Below are 26,650 nucleotides of genomic sequence, written 5' to 3'. Positions count from 1 at the left end.
ATACAAGCTCATTTTATATAAAATTGCCTGTGCCGCCAGTCTTTTAGCCCTATGCGGGGAGGGACGAAAAGCCCACGCTTTTACCTTTTACAGAGGCTTTATGGTAAGCGCGGTATTTATAAAAAATTTCCCGCATTGCGTAATACAATGCGGGAAATTATTGTTTCTAAACTACAAACCAATTATTTGTGTTTCTTTTTAGCCAATACATCCTTAGCGGCGGCCTGGGCGGCGGCTAAGCGGGCTATCGGCACGCGGAAGGCAGAGCAGGAAACATAAGTGAATCCTTCCCGGTGGCAGAATTCCACGCTTTCCGGGTCGCCCCCGTGTTCACCGCAGATACCCACTTTTAAGTTGGGTTTGGCGTCGCGCCCTTCCACTACGGCGTGCTCAATAAGCATACCCACGCCGCGTTGGTCTAAGGTTTGGAACGGGTCCGCCTCCAAGATACCCTGTTTTAAATATTCGGGCAGGAAGGAACCGATATCGTCGCGGGAGAAACCAAAGGTCATCTGCGTCAAGTCGTTCGTGCCGAAGGAGAAGAAATCCGCCTCTTGGGCTACCTCATAGGCTAATACGGCAGCGCGGGGGATTTCAATCATCGTGCCGACGGAGAACTGCAGCTTCTTGGTTTTAAAAGCGGCGCATACTTCGTCATAGGCTTGGCGGATGAGTTTCTTTTGGGTGATGATTTCGTTTACATCGCAGGTTAAGGGAATCATCACTTCCGGGGCGGCTTTTACGCCTTCTTTTAACAGTTCGGCGGCGGATTCAAAAATAGCCTTGGACTGCATGAGCGTAATTTCCGGATAGGTTACCCCTAAGCGGATACCGCGGTGCCCCATCATGGGGTTTACTTCATGCAAACCGGCGGCGCGTTCTTTGAACACGTCCATAGAAATACCCAGCGCTTTGGCCAGTTCCGCCTGTTTTTCAGGCAAGGTGGGCACAAATTCATGCAAGGGCGGGTCCATCAAGCGGACGGTTACCCCAAAGCCGGCCATGGCTTTCATGGTGGCTTTGATTTCTTTCTTCATGTACGGGAAAAGCTCGTTTACCGCTTTCTTGCGTTCTTCCTCGCTGCCGGACAAAATCATCTTGCGCAGGATAAAGAGCGGTTTTTCGGAATTTTTGCCGTAGAACATATGTTCAATACGGAACAACCCAATCCCTTCCGCGCCGAATTTGCGGGCGTTTTTGGCGTCGTCTTCCGTATCGGCGTTGGCGCGCACTTTCAATACGCGCACTTTATCGCACAAATCCAGGAATTTGGCCAGGTTTTTGTTACCTTCGCCGGCTTCCAACATTTTTAAAGCGCCGTCATATACCCAGCCTTTGGTGCCGTTTAAGGTTAAGGAGTCGCCCTCTTTAAAGGTTTTGCCTCCCATGGAAACGGTTTTGGCTTCCAGGTTTATTTCCAGTTCGCCGCAGCCTACAATGCAGCATTTGCCCCAGCCGCGCGCTACCAGCGCCGCGTGGGAGGTCATGCCCCCGCGTTGGGTCAAAATACCGGCGGCGGCGCGCATGCCTTCAATGTCTTCCGGGTTGGTTTCTTCGCGCACTAAAATAGCGTTTTTACCGGCTTCCTGCAATTTAATAGCGTCTGCGGAGTTAAATACAATCGCCCCGCACGCGCCGCCCGGGCCGGCCGGCAAACCTTTGGCAATGGGTTTAGACTGGGCTTCCGCCTTGGGGTCAATAGCGGGCAGCAACAGTTCCCCAAGCTGGGCCGGGGTAACGCGCAGCACGGCTTCTTCTTTGGAAATCAAGCGTTCTTTTACCATGTCCAACGCCATCTGCACGGCGGCGGTACCGTTTCTTTTGCCTACGCGGCACTGCAACATCCACAGTTTTTGGTCTTCAATGGTAAATTCAATATCCAGCATATCGTGGAAATGTTTTTCCAGCTTTTTCTGGATGGCGTCCAATTCTTTATATACCTTGGGCATTACTTTTTCCAAGGTGGGCAAATGGGCGGAATGGGCATTGGCAGACCATTTGTTCATGGGGGAGGGGGTGCGGATACCGGCCACCACGTCTTCACCCTGGGCGTTGATTAAATATTCGCCGTAGAAGTGGGAATCCCCATTGCCCGGGTTGCGGGTAAACGCCACGCCGGTGGCGCTGGTTTCGCCCATGTTGCCAAACACCATGGTTTGCACGTTAACGGCGGTGCCCCAGTCATGCGGGATGTTTTCAATATTGCGGTACGCAATGGCGCGTTTGCCGTTCCAAGAGGCAAATACCGCGCCAATGGCGCCCCAAAGCTGTTTCATGGGGTCATCGGGAAATTCGCTCCCCAGCACTTTTTTCACCGTGGCTTTAAAATCCGCGCATAACGCTTTTAATTCTTCCGCCGGGATGTGGGTATCGTCTTTCACGCCCAGTTTTTCTTTTAAGGCTTCCAGTTTGCCGTCTAAAATTTTACGTATGCCTTCGCCGTCTTTGGGTTCAATGCCGGCAGCTTTTTCCATCACCACGTCGGAATACATCATAATCAAGCGGCGGTAAGCGTCATACACAAAGCGGGCGTCACCCGTTTTGGCAATCATACCGGGGATGGTCTTTTCGGTTAAACCAATGTTTAAAATGGTTTCCATCATACCCGGCATGGAAGCGCGGGCACCGGAACGAACAGACACCAAAAGCGGGTTCTTTTCAGAGCCGAATTGCTTTTTGGTTTCGCGTTCAATTTTTTTCAGGTTGGCTTCCACGTCCGCTTTTAAGGTTTTGGGGTACGTGCGTTTGTTGTTCCAGTAGTAGGTGCAGACTTCGGTGGTAATCGTAAATCCGGGGGGAACGGGCAGTTTAAGCAAACCGGCCATTTCCGCCAGGTTGGCGCCTTTTCCGCCCAAAAGTTCTTTCATACTGCCGTTGCCTTCGGCTTTTCCAGCCCCGAAGGAGTAAACGTGTTTCGTGGCTTTTTTTACAGTCTTTTTAGCCGCAGGTTTAGCGGCTTTTTTGACGGTCTTTTTTACCATTGCGTATCTCCATATAAAATATCATCAAACGGGCGCGAGGACCCGTTTTAATCCCCTATATTGTATTACATTTCCTAAAAAAAGAAAAATTTTTTCTTTAAAATGTTTATTTAAAGTTTTTTTTGCTAGAATATATCCAATCTTTATAAGGGGAACAGGTATGAATAATAAAGGAACTTCTTTCTTTCAATATTTTGTATTTTTAATTGTGCTGGCCATTGCGGCGTTTATTATATTTCCGGATACGGTGCCCTTTCCGCTGGGGGGGAATATACCGGGTATGGATATGAATAAGATGGCCGCCCAAATGGCCAAGCAAATGAAAGAGCAAGGTGGCGCACAGTTGCCGTCCGCTTTGGGACAAACAGAAAAAGAAATTGCTATCCCGCAGGAAGTGTATGACAGCATTCCGCAAAACCCCGCTTACCAGGAATATCTGTTTGGCAACCAAAAACATATATTAATGCTTACCAGTTCTCAAGCCACTTACCTGCAAAAAATTGCCAACGCCATAGATACCGCCCTAGCCGCGCCGGATATGCAGGCGGTGTATACTAAAAACATTGTGGATTTCCCGATAAACGAGCAAACCATGTCCTGCAAGGGCGATTACTTCAACTGCCCCAGCGCATGGCTGGCGCGCTATTGCATGGGCCAGGTGTGCATTATTAATCCGTCCACCCGCCGCGTGGTGTCCGCCCTCGTTATTAACGAAGAAGACGTGGCCCCCTTGCTGGAAAAATATAAAGATTGGTAAAGATGAAACTGCTAATCGGCTTCATAGGTATTGTGATATTGCTGGTATTAATCAACCAATATTCGGGATGGGGGTTGGAGGATTTACTCCCGCCCCGGCCCGTGACCGTGAGGGAATTAACACAAGAAGAAATGGCTTCTTTGCCTTCTCCCGTTAAAATAGATGAAAAATTTTACCGCAACTCCCCCAAGTCCAGCAACCCTTGGGTGGCCCCGTTGTACGGAGATAAAAAGACGGCGCTCATCATCAACTGGAACGGGCATAACGCCAACCTGATTAAAGACTTTAAAAACCTGCTTAGAACGCCGGAAAATAAAGAAGCGTATCAACGCAGAATTTACAATATACGTTCGTCCGTGGCTGTTTGGAAGTATGACAGCGCCAAACAACTGTTAATAGAAACCTGCGGAAAACAAGCGGCCTGTATTATCAATCCCCAAACAAAAGAAATAGCCGCCCTCTCCCAACAGGACCCCAGCTACCTGGCCGCGTTTTTAAAAAAATACCAAAACTGGTAAATAAAAAATCCGCCTTGCAACAGGCGGATTTTTTATGGCGCGTCAGGCTGGATTATTTTTTAAATACTCCCCGTGAAACCCGGTTGAAAAACGCACCGTTCGGCCTATAGCGGCCAGTTTACGGGTCAAATCCCGCACGTATTGCTCGGCGTTGGGGCCGGTGTGCATTTTGCCGGGGTATAAATCATAACGCTCCTGGCACAATTCATCCGTTACGTTGGGCATAATTACATTGGCTCCGCTTTGCAGGGCAAGCAGCCGCCCCCGCGGGTGCAGGCTTTCCATGGCGGTGGTGGCGGGGATATTAATATCTGGCAAGAGTAACCGCATAACAGCCATTACTTTAAGGGATAACTCAAAATGTCCTTCCACCGCAGCCTGCGCCAAAGGCGTTTGCGGGTGGGGGATAAACGGACCAATGCCCGCCATGTCCACCGGCAAGGATTTAAAAAACAGCAAATCATCGGCCAAACTTTCCAGCGTCTGCCCCGGCAACCCCACTAAAGAGCCGGAACCCACTTCATACCCCAACTCTTTTAAATCCCGCAGGCAGCGGGCGCGGTTTTGCCAACTCATGCCCGGGTCCCATTTGGCATAGAGGGCTTTGTCGGTGGTTTCTATGCGAAGCAAATACCGGTCCGCCCCCGCTTGGCGGTAAGCGGCGTATTCTTCGCGGTTTTTTTCCCCAATGCTTAAGGTAATTGCCAGGCCCAGCTTTTTTATTTCCCGGATAATTTCCGCCATGATAGCGGGGGAAAACCATGTGTCTTCCCCGGATTGCAAAACCACGGTTTTATACCCTATTTGGGCGGCTTGGCGTGCCGTATTTAGGATTTGCCGCGGGGTAAGGCGGTAGCGGAGCGCATGGCGGTTGTCCCGGCGCAAACCACAATAACAGCAATTATTTTTGCAATAGTTGGAAAATTCTATTAAGGCGCGCAGATAAACTTCGTCCCCCACGTATTTTTTGCGTACGCGGTCCGCCGCTTGGAACAATAAAGAAGCGGCCTCCTTATCTTGCAATAAAAGGATAATTTCTTCTTTGGTCAGCTGATGGGATTCTTCGGCCCGTTGAATTAGCTGCTTCACGGCCGCGCCCCTTTAATAGCCAACAGGCGGCGGGGGAGGCGGAGGAACAGGCGCGGCGGGAGGCTGGGGAGTAAGTTCATTTAATAAATACTCCACCACCGTTTCCGGCGGAGCCATGTGCCCATCCGGCCCGGCGGGGATAATCTTATAGCCCAGTTCCCGCAAACAGGCTAAATTCTTTTGTACAGCCGGGTTATTATGCATATTTTGCAGCATGGACGGGGCCACCAGTTTAATACAGTCGCACGCTAAAGCCGTACAGCTGATTAAATCGTCCGCCATGCCGTGGGCTATTTTAGCCAGCATATTGGCGCTGGCCGGCGCAATAAGCAACACTTTGGCGCCCGTAGCCAATGTTTTATAAGGCTGGTTTGGGCCTTCTTTAAACATTTCTACCGGGCAGGGGTTGTTGGTAATGTCTTCCAAGGTGGCGGGAGCAATAATTGAAGAGGCACTGGGCGTCATGACAGGGTACACGTCAAAACCATGCCGCAGTAACAAGGCCGCTAAATCCGCCGCTTTATACGCGTATAAACAGCCGCATACGCCCAAAACAACTTTTTCATTGTCCCACATAAAAAGCCTCCTTGAAATATACCGATATTGTTAGTATAGCAAAAAAATAGGAAAATAGACCTATTTTTTACTAGGTCCGGCCAATTGGAGGGCCTAGGCCCAAATTAGGCCCCGCTTTGGGCCCAATGACCCTGTTTATTTTACGTCTAAAAAACTATCTTAGTAATAAGCAACAGCCCAAGGCAGAGGTGAAAGTTATGATCACCAATAAAGAAAGCGTACTGTTTACGCAAATAACCAAAAAACGCAAGTTAGACAGAGAATTCGCCTGGATCAGCCGCGAGTTTAGAGATTTTCATACCTTGTCTGACATAGAAATCTATAACGCGGAAAAATACGCGGCCCTGCATTTAGGCTGTCAATTTTAACTATTTGAAGTAATCCTCCTACAAGTAACACCCAAAGCCCGCCGGCCAACCCTTCCGGCGGGCTTCCCAATTATATGAGGACCCAAAATTATTTTGGGTCCAAAGACCCTGGGAAATTTTTCTTTTATTTGTTATTTTTTAGTAAGATACAGAAAATTTTAACAAACAGGGCTTTTTATGCTAAAAAAATTAACCATTATATTTTTATTTATGATTTGCTGTTTGCCCGCATCCTATGGGCAAAAAGCCATGTTGGAGCGTTTGGCTAAAAAAGTAAATGACGCAAAAGCCTCCCTGTTCAAAAAATCTGCGCCGGCAATTAAAGAAGCCGAAACAGCCGCCGCCCAAACGCTAGAGCAAAGAGCGGCTGCCGGCACCACACAGGCCGCGGCGTCACCGGCAGCCAAGCAACTGTTGGAAGAAGAAGCCTCCTTCCATAAATCTCCCTGGAATATAGAGGCCCAATACCGCGCCGCTTACCAAATACGCCATTTTGTTCCCAAGGAAGCGTTTCAAACCACCTTTTTCCGTTTTGAAAAAACTACCGCAGCACCTTCTAAAGAATGGCTGGTAAACGGGGAAAATATTGTATTTGCCGGCCGGGCGGAAGTAGCCAAATACGCGGCCGCCGTCAAACAGGGAATAACTAACATTCCCGTTAAATACGGTGTGGTGAAACTGGATATAGAACCGGCGTTTGAATTACAAAACATAGAATACAGGGTATATACAGAGCTGAGACAGCTTAAAAATTATACACCCCCTTCCGCCATGAGCCATGAAGAATACAAACAATGGAAGCGCAAAAATGTGCAAAATATGCTAGAAAGCGGAGAGGGTATTGACTGGGAAGGCATTGATGCGCTGCCGTATTAAAAATTTGCTATACTGTTAAACAGAATACGGGATAAAGAACACAACATATGTTCTTTATCCTTTTTATTTGGTATAATTAAACTGTACTTTTGTAAGTATAAAATAAAATTAAAAAATAGGAGAAGATTGGTCTCCGGCTCGGTATCCCTTGGGATAAGAGATGCTTGGTCGGCAGGTTTCAATCTAAGTGTAAAAAAATTATGGTACTTTCCATGCAAGACAGAAAAGACATCATCAGCAAATTCCAGACCAGCGCCAACGACACCGGTTCCGCTGCCGTCCAGATTGCGTTGATTACCGAAAGAATTCAGTACATTTCCAAACACCTCAAAGCCAACCCGAAAGACTTTGCCGGCGAAAGAGGCCTCAACAAATTAGTAGGCCAGCGCAAACGCTTGTTGGCTTATTTGAAAAGAACTGACTTTGAAAAATACACCCAAGTCACCAAAGAATTGAAATTGAGAAAATAACCGCTTATGCAAAATTTTAACCATAACTTTGACATCCAAACCGTAGATGTGGAAGTAGGCGGGCAAAAAATTACTTTGCAAACGGGGCTGATTGCCAAACAGTCCGACGGGGCCGTAGTGGCCACGTTGGGCGATACCATGGTATTGGCCACCGCCGTTTCCACTAAGGAGCAAAAACCCGGTATTTCCGATTTTACTCCCCTTACCGTCAACTACAAGGAAAGAACCTATGCCGCCGGAAAAATCCCTGGCGGTTTTTTTAAACGCGAAGGCCGCGCCAGCAAAAAGGAAACTCTTTCCTCCCGTATTATTGACCGTACCATCCGTCCGATTTTCCCGGAAGGTTTCGCCTGTGAAACCAACGTTACGGCCATGGTCATCTCCAGCGACGACAAACACGACGCCGATGTACTTTCCGTATTGGCTTCCTCCGCCGCGCTGGTCATCTCTTCCATTCCGTTCAATGAACCTGTTGCCGCTGTGCGCGTAGGCCGCATTGACGGGCAATTTATCATTAACCCCACCAAAGAGCAAGAAGAATCCTGCGATATGGACCTGGTGATAGCCGGTTCCGCCCAAGGCTTGCTGATGGTGGAAGGCGGCGCCAAAGAAGTGGAAGAAAGCGCCATTATCCAAGCCATGGAAGCCGCTAAGCCGGAAATTGACAAAATGTGCGCCGTACAGCTTAAACTGCGCGAACTGGCCGGCAAACCGAAATTTGAATACGTAGTGGAAAAGCTGCCGCAGGAAGTGGCTGATTTGGCCAACGGCAAATTCCGTGAAACGGCTAAACAAATCCTGCACGCTTTTTCCGACAAGCAAACCCGCGACACGCAGGTTGCCCAGTTAAAAGCTTCTTTTACCGAAGAGCTGGCCGCCAACTATGGCGATAACGCCGCCGTGTATGCCGGCATTGCGCTGGAAAACATTATGTATGAAGAATCCCGCGCCATGGTACTGCACGAAGGGGTGCGCGTAGACGGCCGCAAACCGGACGAAATCCGCCCGCTGAGCTCCATGGTGGGGCTGTTGCCCCGCGCGCACGGTTCCGCTTTGTTTACCCGCGGGCAGACCCAGTCCTTAGCGGTAGCCACGCTGGGAACGCCGGACGATAAACAAATGGTGGAAGGGTTGGACGACACCACTTATGAACGCTTTATGCTGCATTACAACTTCCCGGGTTTTGCCACGGGTGAATGCAAGCCGGACCGCTCTCCGGGCCGCCGCGAAATCGGCCACGGGGAACTTGCCCGCCGCGCTTTAATGCCGTTAATCCCGTCTGAAGAAGAATTCCCGTATACGATTCGCGTCGTATCCGATATTATGGAATCCAACGGTTCTTCTTCCATGGCCAGCGTATGCGGCGGCTCCTTGGCTTTGTTTGACGCCGGCGTACCGATGAAAGCCGCCTGCTCCGGCATTGCCATGGGCTGCATCAGCGGGGACGGCAAATTCGTCGTGCTGTCCGACATCATGGGCCTGGAAGACCACCTGGGCGATATGGACTTTAAACTTACCGGTTCGCGCAAAGGGATTACCGCGTTCCAGATGGACGTGAAACTTAAAACCGGTATTCCGCTGGACGTTTTAACCCAGGCTATCGCCCAAGCCACCCGCGGGCGTATGCACATTATGGACCACATGGAAAAAACCATCGCGGCTCCCAAACCCAGCATTTCCCGCTTTGCGCCTATCATCTTTAAGATGAAAATCCCCGTGGATAAAATCGGCGCGTTAATTGGCCCCGGCGGCAAGAACATCAAACGCATTACCGACGCCACCCAGGCCAAAATTGATATTGAAGAAGACGGTACGGTTACCATCGCCGCCGCCAACAGCGACCGCTTAGACCAAGCCAAAGCTGAAGTGGAAGCGATGACCGCCGAACCGGAACTCAACAAAATCTATAAAGGCAAAGTGGTTTCCATACAGCCGTTTGGGGCGTTTGTGGAAATCCTGCCCGGGAAAGACGGACTCTTGCACATTTCCGAAATTGACAAAAAACGCATTAACAAAGTGGAAGACGTTCTCCACCTTGGCGATATTGTAGAAGTAAAATGCGTGGAAATTGACAATAACGGCAAAGTGCGCCTGTCCCGCAAAGTCTTGTTAAAATAGCCGTAAACAGTTGCAAAGGCTCCGCCTCAAAGGCGGGGCCTTTGTTCTTTTTATCAAGGAGTTTTTATGCCCTCGTCAAATGATCTTTCTTGGATAAAACAGCTAAGCCAAAAATTACAGGAAGCCTTTGGCAAAAGGCTGTTGTTTGTTGGCCTGCAAGGCAGCCGGGCGCGGGGGGAACATACCCCGCAAAGCGATATAGACGCCGTAGTGGTGCTGGACGCGCTTACATTAGAGGATTTGCAAACTTATAAAAATATTCTAAACCAAATGCCACTGCAAGACAAAGCATGCGGTTTTATCAGCGGGGCGGAAGAACTGAAAAACTGGCCCAAGCAGGAACTTTTCCAATTCAAAAACGATACGCTGGATATATATGGCCAGTTAGAACCGCTCCTGCCGGAAATTACCCGGCAAGAGGCTTTTTATGCCATGCAGACCGGGGCTGGCGCCATATACCATATTTTATGTCATTCCTATTTACACGGAAATATAAAAGAAGCGCTGCCGGGCGTATGCAAAACCGCTTTTTTTGTTTTACAGGCCCAATATTATTTAAAAACCGGGCTTTATGTTCCAACTAAGGCAAAACTCCTGCCGCTGTTATCCAGTAAAGAACAAGGGTTTATTCAAGTTTGTTTAAATGGGGGGGAAATAAATAATCCCCAAGAACTGTTTGAGCACTTGTTAAGCTGGAGCGGACACATATTAAGGGATTCCTCTCTTCTATAAAAAGCATCCAAAGACCTATGCTTGGCATAGGTCTTTAGTCTCTTGTGTCGTCATATATCAAAACCTATACTATATATAGTTACAAGGGGGATATATGAATCAAAAATTATTATTATTATCTATTTCCGTAATGTTAGTTCCTGGCATAATACACGCCCAATCTCAAAAACAAATCCATTTAGGCGGTGGATTTGTGTTAAATACCAAAACATATCAAAACTCGGATTGGAAAATGGTGCCGCCTGCCCGCCCCGCAGAAAACCTGCTGCCCGTGGAAGATTTGCATTTGCCTAAGCCTTTACCCAAACAAACCGCTGGAAATGGGTCATCGGCAAACGCGTCGGAGAGGGCTGCGGCTTCCAACATATTGGCTTCTCATGCAAAACGCCAAGTTTTACAGCAATTAAACCCTGGCGATATACAGCCCATACCGCTGGAAAATCAAAATTTTTATAGTGAATATAAGGGAAAAGGTAAAAAAGAATTGACATTAAAAGATGTAAGCCGTTTTGCCAAACGGCACGCCAAAACATTTAAAAAAATCAGACAAAAACGCAAAGGCCATCAGAACCTTTCCAATGAAGAATTGGCAACTTGGTTTCAATTTGAGCAAATGCGGGCCCAAGTATCCCACCAAGATGAGAAATTGGCCTGGCAGGGAAAGGGAATGCCCCGCGCCGCTTTAAGGCGCTTAGGAGTGTCTTTCTCTAAAGAAGAGCGGGAACAACGCGCCCAGTATGAAGCGCAAGCCCCTAAAAGAGAATTGGAAAACCAAAAAATCCAAAATTATAATTTAACTATAAACCCCACGTTAAATTAAGTTTTGTCTATATAAAGGGCTTTGTCTTTATACACAAACCTTGTTTTTTACAAAGTAACCTTATATACTAAAAATAAATATTTTATAAGGAGTTTTTATGAAACATTTTTTAACAGCGCTGTTGACCGCGGTTATAGCGGCCGCTTCATTACAGGCGCAGCCTCAAAAGCAAATTCCGTTAGGCGGAGGCTTTGTGCTAAACACCAAAATGCCGTTAGCAATGTCTGACCTGTCCCTGAATGAATTATTTCCCATAAAGATGGAGAAAAAGACCCCTTTCCTGCCCGTTATTCGCTCTGCCAATAAACAAAAACAGCAGGCGGAGCTCCCCGCTAAAAAAGAACAGGTGCGCACCATCTGCGGGGAATGGGTAGATAAAAATGACAGTCTGATTTCCGTATACAAGGGAAGAGATTGGTATATACAAAAATCCTCACCCTGCGCAAAAGAATATTATTTAAGCTGGAAGAAACAACAGGATTTGTCTTTTATTCAACAACACCAAAAACGCCTGCAATGTGAAAAACAGCTTAAAAACAATCCCTCTCCGGTTGATATGCATATTTGCCCCGTATGCGGCAAACCCATAGATGGCCGCTGCGGAGCGATTGCCACATTTTCTGATGAAAACGGCAAAAAGCATTATGCCCATGCGGACTGCAAAGCCCAAGCCCGTTTTGACAGCCAATCCCATCAACTGCAGGAACTTTTAGGCATAACCGCATTTAGCGATGAGCCGCGCTCGTTAACGGCAACTTCCGCCTATTTAAGCCAACAGGCTAAAAACAACGCCTTAAGCAAATTGAAAAAGATTTCAATCCCCGCCGCTGCCACGCAAACGGCTCCGGCTACGGTAAGCAAAAAGGAAATGGACGCTTTTATTTCCCAAAACGCGCAGGCTTTAAACAGAGCGGCTTTTAAACAGCGGGAGGGGAAAGAACTTTCCGCAAAAGACAGAGAAATATTAACCCGCTTTGAAGCATTGCGCCAGGGTTATAATGCCTCAAATTCACAGTTTGCGCAGCAAGAGGCTTATCCCGTGAGAATAAACTTTTCTGCCAAGCCCAGCAAGCGCCAGAAAAAAGTCCTCCATCCGGATGAAATGACCCCTGCCGCCCCTGTGCATAAACCCGCTTTCCCCGTTGAAAACGTTTCTGTTGAGGCGGGGAACACCACGGTTGAGGCTGAGAACCCTGTCCAAAACGAAGGCGTTGCCGTGTCCCAGCAGCCTGTGGAGGCAAACACGCCGCACGGTGCAACTCCTGTCCAAAAAAGCTACCGGATTGTTTCTAAGAAGATGATTACTCAATTTAAACGCGATAACAAACAAGATATGCTTATGATAGAAACCTTGGCTACATCCGGTGCGGAAAGCAGTGACCCTCTGTTAAACTCAAAAGCGCATGTATACAAAACGCTAACGGACAGTTATCAATATTTGCAAACCCCGCAGGGAAAAGCCGCCTTGGCGCGCGTCCAAGCGTTTGAAAAACAGCACAAAGACCAAATAAATATTATCCGCCAGTGGGCCACTTATTCTTACCCGCAAGATATTCCGGAAGGGTTCAAACCGCTGGTAAATGAATATAACCAAATATTAAAAGAAGGAAACCTCAGATTCTAGTTTCTAATCTAATACCGGCAACCCCGCCCACCCAGCGGGGTTGCTTTTGTATAATATATTTATGCGGGGAAAAATAAGTAAATTTATTGTATGTTTTATGCTGGCGGCTGGCTTATTAAACGGCTGCGTTTACCGTAAAACTTTATCTGTTCCCCAACCAGCCGCTTCCGCCATACCCAAAGACAGTTCTGTTTCCTTACTGGTGCTAAACGCCGCCTCGTCCCGCTTATTTTTTACGTGCGCCTCCCCATGCTGCGCGGCATACCAGGGGTTTGAGCTGGCCTTGGATCCCACCCTTTCACACGCTTTGAGAGACGGCCTTCTATCTGCTGGTATTCCCGCCGCCACAGCGCAGGAAGAAAGCAACCATTCTTTTTATACATACACGGTGCGGGCGGAGTTTTTTCCTACTTTTTCCAAAGAACAAAATTGCAAAACAACTTCCCGTTACCATGAAATTGCCGGGCATCCCTCTTTTGACGCCCACTTGCGCGTAACCTTGTACCGCGCTTCCAACGGGGCGGCTATCGCCCAGTACGAAGAAAGCCTGCCCATTACCCCGCAATTTTCTTTGTCTTCCCGGGTATTAAGCGCCGCCGCGCCTTTTACTTTTGGAATTTTCACCCCTATCCAAATGCAAAAGATGGGAAATAATCTCTCTTCCCAACTGCAACAAGCCCTGCAAACATTGCTTGCTAAAATAATTTCTTCCATTAAAGAAGACAAACCCTCTTTTAACGCCTCCGCTTACTCACCGGAAAAAGAAGAACCGGCCCCGGTTGGGAAATACCGTCAATTATCTCAAAGCGTGGCCCGTTTAAAAAATCCCGCCGGGGGAGAAGAAGGCTCCGCCTTTTTTATTACCAAGAACGGCTATTTATTAACCGCTTCCAGCCTGGTAAAAAACACCCCCTGGGCCGAAATTACGCCCGCCTCCGCGGATAAACCGCTGCGCGCCTATGTACAAATGCGCAACACCGCCCGCGGCATTGCCTTATTAAAAGTAAAGGGGGAAAATTATATCCCACTCCCGCTGGAAACCCAAAACCCGCATGCCTTTAAAGGGGAAGAGGTGGTTTCTTTAGGAACAGGCCCCAGCCCGCTTACGCAAGGCATTTTAAGCGGGGTAAGCCGAATAAACGGCACCCGCTACCTGCTGGCGGATACGGCTTTTGTAGCCACTCACACCGGGGGCCCTTTGCTAAAAGCGGACGGCGCAAGCGTACTGGGGGTAAACACCGGCCCGCTGCAGCCGGCTTTAAGCCAAGCGGTCAGCGTATTTGAACTAGAGAAAATTTTCCCTCAAATTATAAAGGAAATTTTTCCAAAAAGCACTTCTAACGCCTCTTTTATACACCCCGAAGCTAAAAATTATGTAAAATAAAGGGAAGCAAATTTTTGTAAATTTATAACCGAGGTTATTTTCTTTATGAAAAAAACAGCAGCCAAGAAGAAGCTTTCTGCCCCTGCCAAAAAAACGGCGGTAAAAGAATCCCCTATATTAAAAGACGTGAAACAGCTTTACGGATTCATGCAGGAAAATTCTTTAGATACCATTGAATATAACCAAAAAGGCCTGTACCTGCGCTTGGTAAAAGCCAAACCGGCTATAATGCCCGTGCCCGTTAATGTGGGCGGTGCGGCTCCTGTACAGGGCGGTGCTCATCCGGCCGCCGCGCAGGAACAATATAAAGAAGTAATCAAATCCCCGTTAATGGGTATTTTCTTCCGTGGGTCCACTCCTTCGGCGCCGCCGTTTGTAAAAGAAGGCGCTAAGGTGGAAAAGGGCGACGTGATTTGCCTGATTGAAGCCATGAAAGTATTTAACGAAGTACGCGCAGAGTTTCCCTGCGTCATCAAAAAAGTATTGGTGGAAAACGGCAAACCCATTAAACAGGGCGACGCTTTGTTTGCCATTGAGCGGGCTTAATTATGAATCCTTTGCAAGAAACCATTCAAACCGCCGCGGCGCGGATTATGGAATACTTGGCGGAAAACAAAACCGCTTCTTCCTGGAAGCTTAAAATCAATATCCGTCTGTCCAGTTCCGTATTATATATGGCATTGGGCGTTTTGTACGCGGAAGGCAAAATTAAGCTGGAAGCGGACGAGCTAAACTATAATGTGTCTTTAGCCCAGCCCCAGGCGCAGGAAACAGCCCCTGGGCAGCAGGCGGCTTAAAGCCCACTTTTACACCCAAAGCCCGGCCTATTTACCTTGCCGGGCTTTTGTTTTTTGTCAACCCGCGCAAATGGGTTGAACCCAGACGTACACGTCCAATTACAAACCCATTAAAAAAATGTAAAATATACAGGTATGGCCAGATATTATTATACGTATAAAAAATCCAAGAAAAAAACGAAAAAGAAAACTTCTACCCGCTGGGTACCCACCGCCCTGTTTATTTTAGGAGCGGCGGCCTGCGTATGGCTGTTTTGTATTTTATGGTTTAACGTAGGGCGCGGCGCCGTGGGGGAAAATATATCCCGTGAGCTGTACCAAATATTAGGGCAAAGCGCGGCTTTAATCCCCTTGTTTCTGGCCTATTGGCTGCTGCAAAGCATACGCCAAAAAAGCGCGGCGTTTTTATTCTTTTTACTGGGCTCTTGCGTTACTTTATGCGCCTGCGCCAGCTTTTTAACTTTATTAAAACTCATTTTAACGGATTCCCAAATTTCCGGCGGGCAGGTGGGCCAAAGCATTTTTTATTGGTTTCAAGGCATAGTGGGCTCTTTTGGGGCGGGGTTATTCTCTGTGGCGCTCATCTTGGTGGGGCTGCATATGCTGTTTGCCATTCCCTGGGCCGTAATTGTACAAAAAACGGGGGAATTTATACGTTATGACTTTAATGAATGGATGGACGCGCGCGCGGAACTAAAAGAAAAAGTTTCCAGCGGCAAAGAAGCCATTAAAGAAAACGCCAAGCAAGAAAAGAAATCCGCCCTGCTGCAAGAGGGAAAAACGTCCGAAGAGGATGAGGCGCCCCGCTCCAAACCGGAAATACGCCGCCCGGTGGCCCAAATGATTAAACTGCCCCGGCCGGAACAGCTGCGCGCGGAAAACGCCTCCCAACCCGCCTTGGAAGAAAACCCCGCCGGCCAGCAAGACGGGGAACGCCCTAAATTTGACCCTAAAACCTTCCGTTTGCCTTCTTTAGATTTACTTAATGATCCGGTAAACAACGGCATTGTGGGCCCTACGGATGATGAAATCGCCCAAGCCACTAAACGCTTGGAACAAACCTTAAAAAACTTTGATATTAAAGCCAGTGTAACCGGCGTATCACCGGGGCCGGTGGTCACCCGTTATGAAATCAAGCCGGACCCGGGCGTCACCATCGCCTCCATTACCGCGCGAACGCAGGATATACAAGCCAGTATGGAAGCCCGCGCCATCCGCGTGCAGGCACCTATACCGGGCAAAAACGCCGTTGGGTTTGAAATCCCTAACGAGCGCCCCGTCATGGTTACCATGAAAGAAATTCTGCAGTCCCCCGTATACGCCAACTCTAAAGCCGCCATTCCCATTGCTTTAGGGCGTTACGCGGACGGGGAACCCGCCGGCTCCGTGGCGGAAAAATGGCCCCATATTTTGATAGCCGGCGCCACCAACAGCGGTAAGTCTATTTGTCTGCATTCCATTATCATGTCTATCATCTATAAATTGCGCCCCGATGAGGCCAAATTCTTGATGATCGACCCCAAACGCGTGGAATTAACCCTGTATGAGGGCATTCCCTATTTATACGACCCTAAAACCTCTTGCGATGATGTAGACGTAGTGACCGACGCGCAAGGTGCGGCTAAGTCTTTGCAAATGCTGGTAAAAGTAATGGAAAAGCGTCTTAAAATTATGCAGCTGGCCAAAGTAAAAAATATGGAAGGCTACAATAAATGGGCCGAAGCCAACGGCGAAGAGAAAATGTTCTACATTTTTGTCATTATTGACGAAATGGCGGACCTTATGCTTCAAACCAAAGCCTCCATAGAAGATTCCGTCCAACGTTTAGCCCAAATGGGCCGTGCGTTAGGCATACACCTGATATTGTGCACCCAGCGCCCTTCCGTAAAAGTGATTACGGGGGTTATTAAGGCCAACTTGCCTTCCCGCATCGCTTTACAGGTGGCTTCGTCCATAGACTCTAAAGTTATTTTAGACAGCACCGGCGCGGAAGACCTGCTAGGGCGGGGGGACATGCTGTACCAAAGCACGTCAGACAAAACCCCCTTGCGTATACAGGGCGCCTATGTTTCTGAAAAAGAAATCAACGCCGTGGCGGACTTTTTACGCGCCCAAGGCGCGCCGGATTACCCGGTGCAAATTGTGGCGGAACAACAGCCCGGCGGCCGCCCAGCGGACGGTTTAGGCGCCAGCGGGGAAGAAATTTTGCAGGCGCTGGAGCTGATTAAAGAACGCCGCCGCGTATCGCAGGATTTGCTGAAAGCCAACTTTGGCTCCAGCGCGCGCGCCACCAACATTTTAAGCGTGTTGGAAATGAAAGGCTATATTTCCAAACCGGAAGGTTCCAACCGCTGGGAAATACACTATGAAATGATAGACGCGGGTATAGAAGAGCTTAAAAACCCGCCTTATGACCATAACTACCAGGAAGAAACCTATGAAACCGTTTATAAATAAAGCCTGCCTGTTGGCCATATGCGTTTTATGTGCGGCCTGCAGCGTACAGGCCAAAGAAAAGACGGCCGAGCCCGCCGTCCAGCCACCCAAAAAAGAAACCCAGGCCCAAACGACCACAGCCAAAGACCCCGTACAGCGGCTGCGTGACTGGGACGCCAAATTAAACACCTTGGAAACGGCTTTTGAGCAGACCTCCTCCTATGATGGAGTGGTTATCAGCCGTTCCCACGGCAAGCTGTATTATAAAAAAGCAGGCAATCTGCTGCGGCTGGACACGTTGGATGATGAACAAAAGACGGACCAGTCCGCCGTGACAGACAAAAAAGTATTAAAAGTATTGGACGCTAAAGGCAAAGTGATTACCTCCGGCGCGTGGGCGGACTGGGTGAACGGACAGCCCAACAAAGCTTTGTTTGATTTTGGCAATTACTCCGCCTTGTTAGACGCGCACCGCGCCACGGTGTTTTCCTCCAGCGCACAGCGCGTTATTTTGCTTCTCACCCCTAAAGACGGGAGCGATTATAAATTATATTTATTGTTAGACCCAAAGGAATATTTCCCTCAAACCATTATTATTGAGGCCGATTTGATGCAAACCAAAGCGGATTTAAAAAACACGGTAAAAAACAAATCCGTTTCTCAAAATTTATTTAAAGAGGTTCTAGCCAAATGATGACCCTTGCCAATAAAATTACGTTAAGCCGAGCGGGCTTATCCATACTGATGTTTTTGTTTATTTTAATGCCTTTCTATTGGGCCCGCTTTATCGCCACCCTTATTTTTATAGTAGCCGCCTCTACGGACTGGGTGGACGGCAAAATCGCCCGGCAGACCAATACCATTACCCCGTTTGGGGCCATTGTGGACCCGTTTGTAGACAAAATTTTAGTGTGCGCGGCCTTGTTTGCTTTTGTAGGCATTAAAGAATTGGATGTGCCTATTTGGGCGGTATTTTTTATTATGCTTAGGGAGTTGATGATTTCCACCCTGCGCGTAATTGCCGCGCTGGAAGGAAAAGTAATGGCGGCGGAACGCTGGGGAAAGTTCAAAACCGTTATTCAAATGACGGCGGTGGGAACCATCTTTTTTGTGCTGGACGTATACCACCTGATGTTAATGACCCGCGGCGCCACACGCTACGTGTTTGAAATTACGTTTTACACGTTAAAAACCATTCCTTACGGCATTACCGCCATTGCGGCCGTTATTACGTGGATAAGCGCCATTTCCTACTTAAAAAATAACTGGGAACTGCTGGAAAAATCTTGGGGTATGGACGCATGCAAACGCTAATACGTATGCTGGCTACCGGCTTTTTTATAAGCTACCTGCCGCCTTTGGTTTTTAAGTTTAAGAAAAACACTGGCGCCGGTTTTTTAGGCACGTTAGTGGCTGTTCCGTTTGTTTTTATCCTGCCGGCGGATTATATGCTGTATCTTATCTTTCTGCTGGCTTTTTGGGCATTTGCGGTATATATCTGTAAAAAAGTACAATTTAAGGGATACACCGGGCATGATAACCCAAAAATAGTAATAGATGAAATGGCCGGTTACTTTACGGCGGTGCTTTTTTTACCCCGCCAATGGCCGTATTTGTTGGCGGCGTTTGTATTGTTTAGAACGTTTGACTCGTTAAAACCCTGGGCCGTAAAAACATTTGACCGCATGGAAAACGCTTTTGGGGTGGTGTTTGACGACGTGGCCGCCGGGCTGATGGCCAATATTTTAATACAGCTTTTTATTATATTTGTTGTTAAAGCCTAATTGAAGGAGATTAAATTACATGGAACTTTCCAATATGACCAATCTGCGAGAGATTTTTTCCGCCGGCGGGCCGGTACTTATTTTGCTGATTTTGCTGTCCATTTACTCTTTGTCCGTCATTTTTGAGCGGTGGGTCAAATTCCGCCGTTCCATAGGCATATCCCGCAAGTTAATTGCCTATTGCCGCCATCCTTTACGCTCGTATAACTTTCCTAAAGTAGAAGACGCCTGCCGCAAGGATATTACCCACGACACCCCTGCCTCCAACCTAATTTTGCGTTTACTGCAGGAAAAAACCCGCTCAAAAGCGGAACAAAAAGAAATTGCCGCTTCCGTGATTGACTGGGAAGTCACCCGCCTGCAAAGCCGCTTAACCGTACTGGGCACGCTGGGAAGCATCACTCCGTTTATCGGGCTTTTTGGTACCGTAATTGGGGTTATGCACGCGTTTAAAGATTTGGCGTCCTCTTCCGCGGCCGCGGCGGGAGCCTCGGTAGTGGCGGCGGGTATTGCCGAAGCCCTTATTAATACGGCCGCCGGGCTGTTTGTGGCTATTCCGGCGGTTATCGCGTATAACTATTTCCTAAGCAAAACCAATTATTTTGCCAAAGAGTTGGAAAATATCGCCGACGAAATTATCTTTAACCAGGTACAAGAATAATGGCTCATAAACAAAGAACCGTCATGGCGGATATTAATATGGTGCCGTTTATTGATATCACGCTGATATTGCTAATCATTTTTATGGTTATGAGCCCGCTTTTGGTGCAAATGCAGCTTAGCGTGGATTTGCCCCGCGCCAAAGCCATTAATACCACGGCGGAGGACGATGTCATCCGCGTGGAAGTGCTCAAAAACGGGGCCATTATTGTGGCTGAAAAGAAAATTTCCGCCGCCGCGCTGGAAAAAGAACTCATTTTGCGTATGGGCAAAGCCAACAAAAAAACCATTTTGGTACAGGCGGATAAAGAAGTTCCCATACAAAACGTGGTGGACGTGTTTGACGTGGCTAAAAAATTAGGCGCGGCCAAATTGGGGATTGGGGTTTTATCTAAAAGCTAATGAACCGCTATCTTGCGTATTCCGGCGGAGTGCACGCCTTATTGTTTCTACTGCTTTTCCTGGTAATGTTACCCGCCGGGAAGCAGATTTCCGCCACGTATACGATTGATTTTATAGGCAGCGGCAAAGTAGTAGCCACTACCGGGCAGGAGGCGCAGTCCCCGGTGAAAACCCAGGCCCCTAAAGCGCCGGAAGTAAAAGCCCAGCCCGTTGCCAAGCCAGAAGCGGAGCCAAAACCAGCGGCCAAACCCGCTAAAAAAGCTTACACGGCTAAAAGTGAGATTACCACAAAAAAACAAACCGCCAAGAAGCAAGCCCAAGCCCCGCTGGCGGCGCCCAGCGTGTTAGACGAAGGGGAAAACACCCAAAAAGACGATGCCCTGCAAGCCAGCAAAGAGGGGGAATTCCAAGGCGGAAACATTCAAACGGATTTTGCAAATTTTCCTTACCCTTGGTATATTACCCAAGTACGCAACGCCATGTGGATTGAATGGGAAAAACGCCGCCCCGCCGGAAACGTACTTTCCGCGTTGGTATCATTTTCCATCGTGCGGGACGGAAAATTAAAAGACGTGGAAGTACAGCGTTCTTCCGGCGATGATACCTTTGATTTTGCGGCTACTTCCGCAGTAATTAACGCAGGGCCCTTCGCGCCCCTGCCCATGTATTATGAAAAAGATGAACTGACCGTGGTGGTAGAGTTCAAACAGGAGAAATAGCTTATGACAGGTTGGCAACGTTTCGGCCTTATGTTGTTATGTTATTTTGGGGTAATGGTATTGTTCCCCGATTATGATGCAGCCGGGTTTTATTTTGCCGGCATCACCCTAATGATGTGGACGGGGGTTATTTTGGTTTTAGCCGTCATAAACAATATATTGGGGTTGTATAACTTCCCTAATTTTTGCCGGTTTATCACGCTTGTTTTTATTGCGGCGGTGTTATTTTCCTTATTGTGGTATTTCCCGCAAAAAGATAACGTAACCCCTATCAATAAGTTAAAATACGGAGAGTTTCCCACCATGCAGGATATTAAACGCGGCGTAAACCGTTTTACCTTTAATTTTGATTTCGTCCGCCGCCGCGCCACCCGCCCGGAAAACTTTATTAACCAAGAGTTGGAAGACAATAAAGAAAAGATTAATGAAACCAACCAAGCCATTAAAGAAGCGGCTGAAAAAGCCAAAAAACAAGCCGCCAAAAAAATAGAGCAAACGTTGGAAATTGAGGTAGAGTAAACACCATGAAACCTACCGTGCTTATTACCGGCGGAAACGGCTTTATAGGCCGCAAATTGACGGACTTGCTGCTCTTGGAAGGGTTTAACGTGCGGGTTACTTCCCGCCGCGCGCCCAAACACCAACCGGCTAACCCTGCCGTAAAAATAGTGCGGGTAGATTATGATAATGTGGACAGTTTAAAACAAGCCATGGAAGGATGTCAGGGGGTGTTTCACTTGGCGGCCGCCATTTTTGGCTTCAACCGGTCCGATTTTGAGCGCGCCAACGTAACCGCCACCCAAAACGTAGTAGCCGCGGCAAACCAAACCCCGGGGTTGGAAACTTTTGTGCATGTATCCAGCCTGGCGGCCAGCGGCTACGCGGCGGATTTGGAACACCCGCGCACGGAAGAAGACGCCCCGGCCCCCGTTTCCGATTACGGACGCACCAAACTGGGGGGGGAACTGGCCGTACACACCTTAAAAAACGGCATTAAGTGGACTGTCGTCCGCCCGCCCATCGTATACGGGAAAAATGATTCCGGAGTATCTAAAATTGCCGCGTGGGTAAAAAGGGGGTTAATGGTGAATACCTCCGGAAACGGATATTTCAGCTTTGTACATGTGGACGATTTGGTCTCGGCCTTGGTTACGGCCTATAAACGCCCGGATACGGCACACCAAACCTATTTCGTGTGCGAGAGCGCCGTATACAGCTGGCCGGATTTTATAAGCCGTATGGCGGCGGCCATGCGCGTGCATAAACCTTTTATGCCCAAAGCCCCCGTATGGCTTATGCGCGCGGCCGCTTTTTTGTATGAAAGCGTTGCCCGCGTGAGCGGTATAGAGCCCGCTTTAAATTATGACAAAGTAACAGAAGCTATCATCCCCGGCCATTGGATTTGCAGCAATAAAAAATGGACGGAACTGACCGGGCAAACTTTCACCAGCTTAGATGAAGGCCTTAAGAAAAGTTTCTAAAATTTTGTTATAATATTTATGTTGTTGCTGAAGAGACAGTAACAAAATAAATGAATTTTGGAGAGGTGGCTGAGAGGCCGAAAGCGGCGGTTTGCTAAACCGTTATACGGGTTAATTCCCGTATCGAGGGTTCGAATCCCTCCCTCTCCGTATTTAGACGAGAACCCGTTTCTTAGACGAAACGGGTTCTTTTTTGCCTTTTTTACGAAGGGAAATGCATAAATTTGTTTCAAGGGTTTTCAAGGTGTTTCAAGTTATTTCCTGTTAAAAGTGGGGGGCAAAAATGGGGGACATAAACTTAAATAAAAGTTGGGGAGTTAACAAAATATCAGTACTATTGGGGGGATATATAAAATTTATAAATTAAGGGTACAATAGGCCTTTTGTTCCACAATCCAGATAGGACCAAATATCACTAAAACGAATTTTATAATCTGTTAGAATTGAAGTGTAGTACCCAAGCATTATAAAAGGAGAGAAATATATGAAAAAACACTAGTAGGCTTGTTGCTATTAACTGTATTGGTGTCTTCAAGTTTTGCCGAAATTTTTCCACAAAACAGCCAAACCAAATCTTTAGAGCAAAAAATAAGTAAAAAAGTGGCGACATATAGTATTCCTCATGTAAATGCCTCTTTAATCAAAAAAATTTTTGAAGGAACTATATATGAAAAATATCCAGAATCCTCTAACTTAGGGGTTATGGATTTATTAGTATTGGCGCTGGTTCCCCGCTTATCTACTGGAGAACCGCTCTCTCAAGCCGAAATCAAACTGCTTGTCAATAATATTGATTCTTTTCCACAAAGCGCAAATACGGCTTCAGCATATAAATATGAAGCGGAACAAAACTTAACTAAAGCCAATTATTTACCTTATAGCAAAAATTTAAATGCGCTGATGAATCTTGGCAGAACAATCAATACGGAGCCTTTACTGTTCCAAAAAAATGCAGCAACTGTTGTTTATTCTTCTTCTACCATCAAAGTATTTGGCATTAAAAGCGCCTTAACAGCCTTCTATTCCTCTTTTACTCCTTACTTGAAGAAAGAGGGGCGCTTCCCGGATAAGACTCAACAGATACTTTTGAGCGCGGTTGAAGTATCCCAACATGATAAACAGATGTTGGATATGCTTATGAAATTTACGAATGATTATCCCGTAGCTAAATAAACACAGTTATTCATACGAATCTGACTGCCTGTATCTACAATTTCACGGCATGTAAAATATCTCCGGCCTAAAAATCCGGAGATATTTTATATATGCCCCAAAATTACAAAACCCGTTTACAGTCTATTCCCTTATACAAGGAAGGCTAATAAATACCTGCAAACAAAACAGGAAATCTTTTCCGCACAAATAGCTTCGGTATTCATGGTTGCCTTCTTTGTGTTTATCTTACTTCTTGTGTTGCTCCATACCACGCTTAGAGCTCTTCTAACGCGGTTTTTATTATTTTCTACGCGTTGTGTGCAAAGTCTATTCACAAAATAGACAAATAAAATCTGTCCGAATGGGCCGTAAACCAGAGGGGAATAGCTTGCTTCTTAAAACCAAACCCCAAGGCGGAGGGGTTGAATTTTGATGAAATACCAAACGTAAATATGACACAATACGCCTATATGTTCCAGCACTTAGATGTTTACGCTTGTTATACGCTATTGAAATGAGCGCAAAAAATGGCCCCAATATACTTTAGGCGCTAATAACATTTCCCCATTTTCGCCGTTTCCAAGAATCAGGCCTGCGGATAGGGGAATAAACAAAATTTTTTATAACCCAGTTGAGGCCAGCCGTTTTTTATATTTCTTTTCATTCAGTCTGCTTTTTAGCTGTTGGCAGAACATAAATTTTTTCCCACTGTTTACCCTTTTTTAACAGATTGCTTTCAGTTTTATTTAATAATACAATATAGCTATATTATTTATAATTATTTATATTTATTAAGGAAGTTAAAATATGAACAAATACACAGTATACCATGGTGAATACACTTTAAATCATTGGATAAAATTATTATTAAACAAAGAAATAGAACTTCCTAACTACCAAAGAAGCTTTGTATGGTCGGAAGAGAATACCAAAAGCCTTATCAAATCATTTCAAGAAGAAGTGTTTGTCCCTCCCGTGATAATTGGCGCATACCAATACGAAGGTGTTTGGCATAACTATATTTTAGACGGACAACAGCGCTTAACTTCTATTTTATTGTGCTACCTAAATATTTTCCCTAAAAAAGACAATTTCCCGCCAATCTCCATTCCCAAGCTGGCAGATGACAATGATGATGCTCCGGAAGAGGAGGAAAACACCTTTTTGGAGTGGAATATAAACACGCTGTTAAAAAATAAGATTGGTAAATTGCGCCCTTCCGAAGAGTTAAAAACCATATTATTTCCCAACGGGGAAGAAACTTCTTATTCCATTCTGTTTAAAGACGCAAGACCAAACACAGCCTTTTTTGAGCATACTTTTTTAGGTTTCTCGTTTATTACGCCAAACAAACTTGCTGAGAGTATGCGGAAAGAACAAACCAAATATTTTGCCAAATTATTCCGCTCCATTAATACTTCCGGCCGGGTACTAAACAACCAAGAAAGCCGCCGCGCTTTGTATTGGTTAAAAGAAGACTTGGCTGCTTATTTTGAGCCGGAGTGGAACAAAAATTTGCTTATTTCAAAGGGGCAAGTGGATATGGTGCGCTACTTAGCTTTACTTTCTGAGCGCGCCAAATTGAACTTACATCACGAAACAAAACCGGTGGCACAAGGCTTTGGGAGTAAAACCGGCCCTAAATCTATGGAGGCTTATTTAGAATCCTACATATACCATATCGTTAATGAAGAAAATGGGCGTTTTCTTTCCCTCAAAGAAATGGGAGAAACAACAAAAATATTTTCCAGGCTTAATACAGTGAACAGTTTGACAGAAGAATTAAATATTCCCTCCCCATTTCCCTCTATTATTGACGCGGATTACTGGTTATTTGGGCTTATTTATTATACGCTGTTTAAGCCGGAAAATCTTAAACGCATAGATAAAACCGCCCTGGCCGATAAAATAAAACACGAAATTGAAATTTCCAAACAGGATGAAAAAGAAAAGAAACGCCCCTCCGCCTTAAAATATATTAACAAAAGGCTAAATGCTTCTTTAACAATCTACCAAGAGGCAATAGAATCCGCATATGAAAAATAAAAATTTTATTCTACAGCCTGTTGAAAGCATATTGGAGGAAATGCAGTTATCCACGGCCCGCCTGTCAGCCGATTTTAACACTTTGCCCGTGTATAATTATATTTTGCAAGCGGTGTTGTTAAAGATGACGGGGTTTATGGAACAAAAAATGAAACTGATATTTTGGGAAATGGCAACCAATTCCCCGGAAATACGCTGGGAATTATTTAAGAATAAACATACCGAATTTTCCTCTTACAAAAATAAAAACCTGGTTTTTACCTCTCTATATCAAGAAGTAAAAAGAAAAATGGGGGAAAATCAAATAACGCTCAATTACCCTCAGCATGTTAAAGACACAAAAGAATTAATATCCCAACTATTTGAAGAGTCTCTAATAAAAGATTTTTCGGCAAGGGATTTCTTCTTTTGGCAAGAATTTATAACAGAGCTGAGCAAAAAAGAATATATTCCTTCTAATAGTAACTTCTTACCCAATCATGTTCAAAATATTTACGAACGCACCATTAGGTTTAGGCATACCATCGCCCATAATACAAAGGCGCCGCTTGTAATTACGGCGGAACTGAAAAGTTTACAAGAAAAAGAGTATAAATACGAGAATTACTTCGTTCGTTTTTCTGTCATCATATTAGTGGATAAAATATTTATAGAGCTGTTTAAGCAATATTTGGAATACTACGAAGAATAATTTTTATTTTGCTTACATAAACATCAAACAATGAAACTCCCCGGGCTTACGCCCGGGGTTTCTTTCTATACGAACAATTTCATTGTTCGCCCCAAATCTTCTTTTCCCTGCATATCTATATATTTTCGTATTTGTTCTTCGTTTATCCCTACCGTGGATACAAAGT

At 46.4% G+C, this 26,650-nt stretch carries 27 protein-coding genes and 1 tRNA gene; 25 read left to right on the top strand and 3 right to left on the bottom strand.

All coding sequences use genetic code 11. The features are described from left to right. Positions 1-182 precede the first annotated feature (182 nt). Positions 183-2,981: a pyruvate, phosphate dikinase gene (ppdK, locus tag ACQY33_RS00500; RefSeq protein WP_428073188.1), complete on the bottom strand. Its 2,799-nt coding sequence runs from the start codon at positions 2,979-2,981 to the stop codon at positions 183-185. 160 nt (positions 2,982-3,141) lie between these two features. On the opposite strand from ppdK, the gene ACQY33_RS00495 reads away from it, so the two are divergent. Next, positions 3,142-3,738 carry a hypothetical protein gene (locus ACQY33_RS00495; RefSeq protein ID WP_428073186.1) on the top strand — a complete coding sequence of 199 codons (597 nt, stop codon included), beginning with the start codon at positions 3,142-3,144 and terminating at the stop codon, positions 3,736-3,738. A 2-nt stretch (positions 3,739-3,740) separates the two neighbouring features. Then, the gene (locus ACQY33_RS00490; protein ID WP_428073184.1) at positions 3,741-4,256 is read left to right on the top strand and encodes a hypothetical protein; all 516 of its coding nucleotides are present in this window, start codon (positions 3,741-3,743) and stop codon (positions 4,254-4,256) included. Positions 4,257-4,298: 42 nt separating this feature from the next. Here ACQY33_RS00490 and hydE read toward each other — a convergent pair whose 3' ends face one another. Both hydE and ACQY33_RS00480 read right to left on the bottom strand, forming a co-directional pair. Then, a complete protein-coding gene (gene hydE / locus ACQY33_RS00485) occupies positions 4,299-5,345 on the bottom strand; it encodes a [FeFe] hydrogenase H-cluster radical SAM maturase HydE (RefSeq protein WP_428073182.1) in 1,047 nt (348 codons plus the stop codon). 12 nt (positions 5,346-5,357) lie between these two features. Further along, complete coding sequence (locus tag ACQY33_RS00480) at positions 5,358-5,921, bottom strand: flavoprotein (RefSeq protein ID WP_428073180.1); 564 nt, start codon at positions 5,919-5,921, stop codon at positions 5,358-5,360. 197 nt (positions 5,922-6,118) lie between these two features. Here ACQY33_RS00480 and ACQY33_RS00475 point away from each other — a divergent pair, with 197 nt between their 5' ends. The 23 genes from ACQY33_RS00475 (at position 6,119) to ACQY33_RS00365 (ending at position 26,484) form a co-directional block, all read left to right on the top strand. After that, the gene (locus ACQY33_RS00475) at positions 6,119-6,289 is read left to right on the top strand and encodes a hypothetical protein (RefSeq protein WP_428073178.1); all 171 of its coding nucleotides are present in this window, start codon (positions 6,119-6,121) and stop codon (positions 6,287-6,289) included. A 177-nt stretch (positions 6,290-6,466) separates the two neighbouring features. Continuing rightward, positions 6,467-7,165, top strand: coding sequence for a hypothetical protein (locus tag ACQY33_RS00470; RefSeq protein WP_428073176.1), 699 nt, complete (start codon positions 6,467-6,469; stop codon positions 7,163-7,165). 200 nt (positions 7,166-7,365) lie between these two features. After that, entirely contained in the window at positions 7,366-7,635 is a 270-nt protein-coding gene (rpsO, locus tag ACQY33_RS00465; protein WP_428073174.1) for a 30S ribosomal protein S15, read from the top strand. 6 nt (positions 7,636-7,641) lie between these two features. After that, entirely contained in the window at positions 7,642-9,753 is a 2,112-nt protein-coding gene (pnp, locus tag ACQY33_RS00460; protein ID WP_428073172.1) for a polyribonucleotide nucleotidyltransferase, read from the top strand. Positions 9,754-9,819: 66 nt separating this feature from the next. After that, a complete protein-coding gene (locus tag ACQY33_RS00455; RefSeq protein ID WP_428073170.1) occupies positions 9,820-10,485 on the top strand; it encodes a nucleotidyltransferase family protein in 666 nt (221 codons plus the stop codon). Positions 10,486-10,579: 94 nt separating this feature from the next. Then, the gene (locus ACQY33_RS00450) at positions 10,580-11,305 is read left to right on the top strand and encodes a hypothetical protein (RefSeq protein ID WP_428073168.1); all 726 of its coding nucleotides are present in this window, start codon (positions 10,580-10,582) and stop codon (positions 11,303-11,305) included. Between the two features lie 97 nt (positions 11,306-11,402). Continuing rightward, on the top strand, positions 11,403-12,929 hold the full coding sequence (locus ACQY33_RS00445) for a hypothetical protein (protein ID WP_428073167.1): 1,527 nt from the start codon (positions 11,403-11,405) through the stop codon (positions 12,927-12,929). Positions 12,930-12,990: 61 nt separating this feature from the next. Next, positions 12,991-14,313 carry a S1 family peptidase gene (locus tag ACQY33_RS00440; RefSeq protein WP_428073165.1) on the top strand — a complete coding sequence of 441 codons (1,323 nt, stop codon included), beginning with the start codon at positions 12,991-12,993 and terminating at the stop codon, positions 14,311-14,313. Positions 14,314-14,358: 45 nt separating this feature from the next. Continuing rightward, entirely contained in the window at positions 14,359-14,859 is a 501-nt protein-coding gene (locus ACQY33_RS00435; protein ID WP_428073163.1) for an acetyl-CoA carboxylase biotin carboxyl carrier protein, read from the top strand. Positions 14,860-14,861: 2 nt separating this feature from the next. Next, entirely contained in the window at positions 14,862-15,110 is a 249-nt protein-coding gene (locus tag ACQY33_RS00430; protein ID WP_428073161.1) for a winged helix-turn-helix domain-containing protein, read from the top strand. A gap of 135 nt (positions 15,111-15,245) precedes the next feature. After that, on the top strand, positions 15,246-17,567 hold the full coding sequence (locus tag ACQY33_RS00425; protein WP_428073159.1) for a DNA translocase FtsK 4TM domain-containing protein: 2,322 nt from the start codon (positions 15,246-15,248) through the stop codon (positions 17,565-17,567). Further along, positions 17,548-18,240 carry a LolA family protein gene (locus ACQY33_RS00420; protein ID WP_428073157.1) on the top strand — a complete coding sequence of 231 codons (693 nt, stop codon included), beginning with the start codon at positions 17,548-17,550 and terminating at the stop codon, positions 18,238-18,240. The genes ACQY33_RS00425 and ACQY33_RS00420 overlap by 20 nt, the downstream gene beginning before the upstream one ends. Then, positions 18,237-18,860, top strand: coding sequence for a CDP-diacylglycerol--glycerol-3-phosphate 3-phosphatidyltransferase (gene pgsA, locus ACQY33_RS00415; RefSeq protein ID WP_428073155.1), 624 nt, complete (start codon positions 18,237-18,239; stop codon positions 18,858-18,860). Before ACQY33_RS00420 ends, pgsA begins: the two co-directional genes overlap by 4 nt. Further along, a complete protein-coding gene (locus ACQY33_RS00410; protein ID WP_428073153.1) occupies positions 18,848-19,330 on the top strand; it encodes a phosphatidylglycerophosphatase A family protein in 483 nt (160 codons plus the stop codon). Before pgsA ends, ACQY33_RS00410 begins: the two co-directional genes overlap by 13 nt. Before the next feature lie 19 nt (positions 19,331-19,349). Then, complete coding sequence (locus ACQY33_RS00405; protein ID WP_428073151.1) at positions 19,350-19,991, top strand: MotA/TolQ/ExbB proton channel family protein; 642 nt, start codon at positions 19,350-19,352, stop codon at positions 19,989-19,991. After that, positions 19,991-20,392: an ExbD/TolR family protein gene (locus tag ACQY33_RS00400; protein ID WP_428073149.1), complete on the top strand. Its 402-nt coding sequence runs from the start codon at positions 19,991-19,993 to the stop codon at positions 20,390-20,392. Before ACQY33_RS00405 ends, ACQY33_RS00400 begins: the two co-directional genes overlap by 1 nt. After that, positions 20,392-21,111, top strand: a complete 720-nt coding sequence (locus ACQY33_RS00395; protein ID WP_428073147.1) for a TonB family protein — start codon at positions 20,392-20,394, stop codon at positions 21,109-21,111. The genes ACQY33_RS00400 and ACQY33_RS00395 overlap by 1 nt, the downstream gene beginning before the upstream one ends. A 3-nt stretch (positions 21,112-21,114) precedes the next feature. Then, entirely contained in the window at positions 21,115-21,630 is a 516-nt protein-coding gene (locus ACQY33_RS00390; protein ID WP_428073145.1) for a hypothetical protein, read from the top strand. A gap of 5 nt (positions 21,631-21,635) precedes the next feature. After that, on the top strand, positions 21,636-22,592 hold the full coding sequence (locus ACQY33_RS00385; protein WP_428073143.1) for an NAD-dependent epimerase/dehydratase family protein: 957 nt from the start codon (positions 21,636-21,638) through the stop codon (positions 22,590-22,592). A gap of 59 nt (positions 22,593-22,651) precedes the next feature. Then, positions 22,652-22,742 (top strand) — tRNA-Ser (locus ACQY33_RS00380). Positions 22,743-23,117: 375 nt separating this feature from the next. After that, entirely contained in the window at positions 23,118-23,765 is a 648-nt protein-coding gene (locus ACQY33_RS00375; RefSeq protein ID WP_428073141.1) for a hypothetical protein, read from the top strand. A 789-nt stretch (positions 23,766-24,554) separates the two neighbouring features. Continuing rightward, positions 24,555-25,793 carry a DUF262 domain-containing protein gene (locus ACQY33_RS00370; protein WP_428073139.1) on the top strand — a complete coding sequence of 413 codons (1,239 nt, stop codon included), beginning with the start codon at positions 24,555-24,557 and terminating at the stop codon, positions 25,791-25,793. Next, positions 25,783-26,484 carry a hypothetical protein gene (locus tag ACQY33_RS00365; RefSeq protein ID WP_428073137.1) on the top strand — a complete coding sequence of 234 codons (702 nt, stop codon included), beginning with the start codon at positions 25,783-25,785 and terminating at the stop codon, positions 26,482-26,484. Before ACQY33_RS00370 ends, ACQY33_RS00365 begins: the two co-directional genes overlap by 11 nt. Positions 26,485-26,650 lie beyond the last annotated feature (166 nt).

Source organism: Candidatus Avelusimicrobium aviculae (assembly GCF_949292495.1).
Classification (GTDB): Bacteria; Elusimicrobiota; Elusimicrobia; order Elusimicrobiales; family Elusimicrobiaceae; genus Avelusimicrobium; species Avelusimicrobium aviculae.
This window is presented reverse-complemented; position numbering and strand designations above follow the sequence as displayed.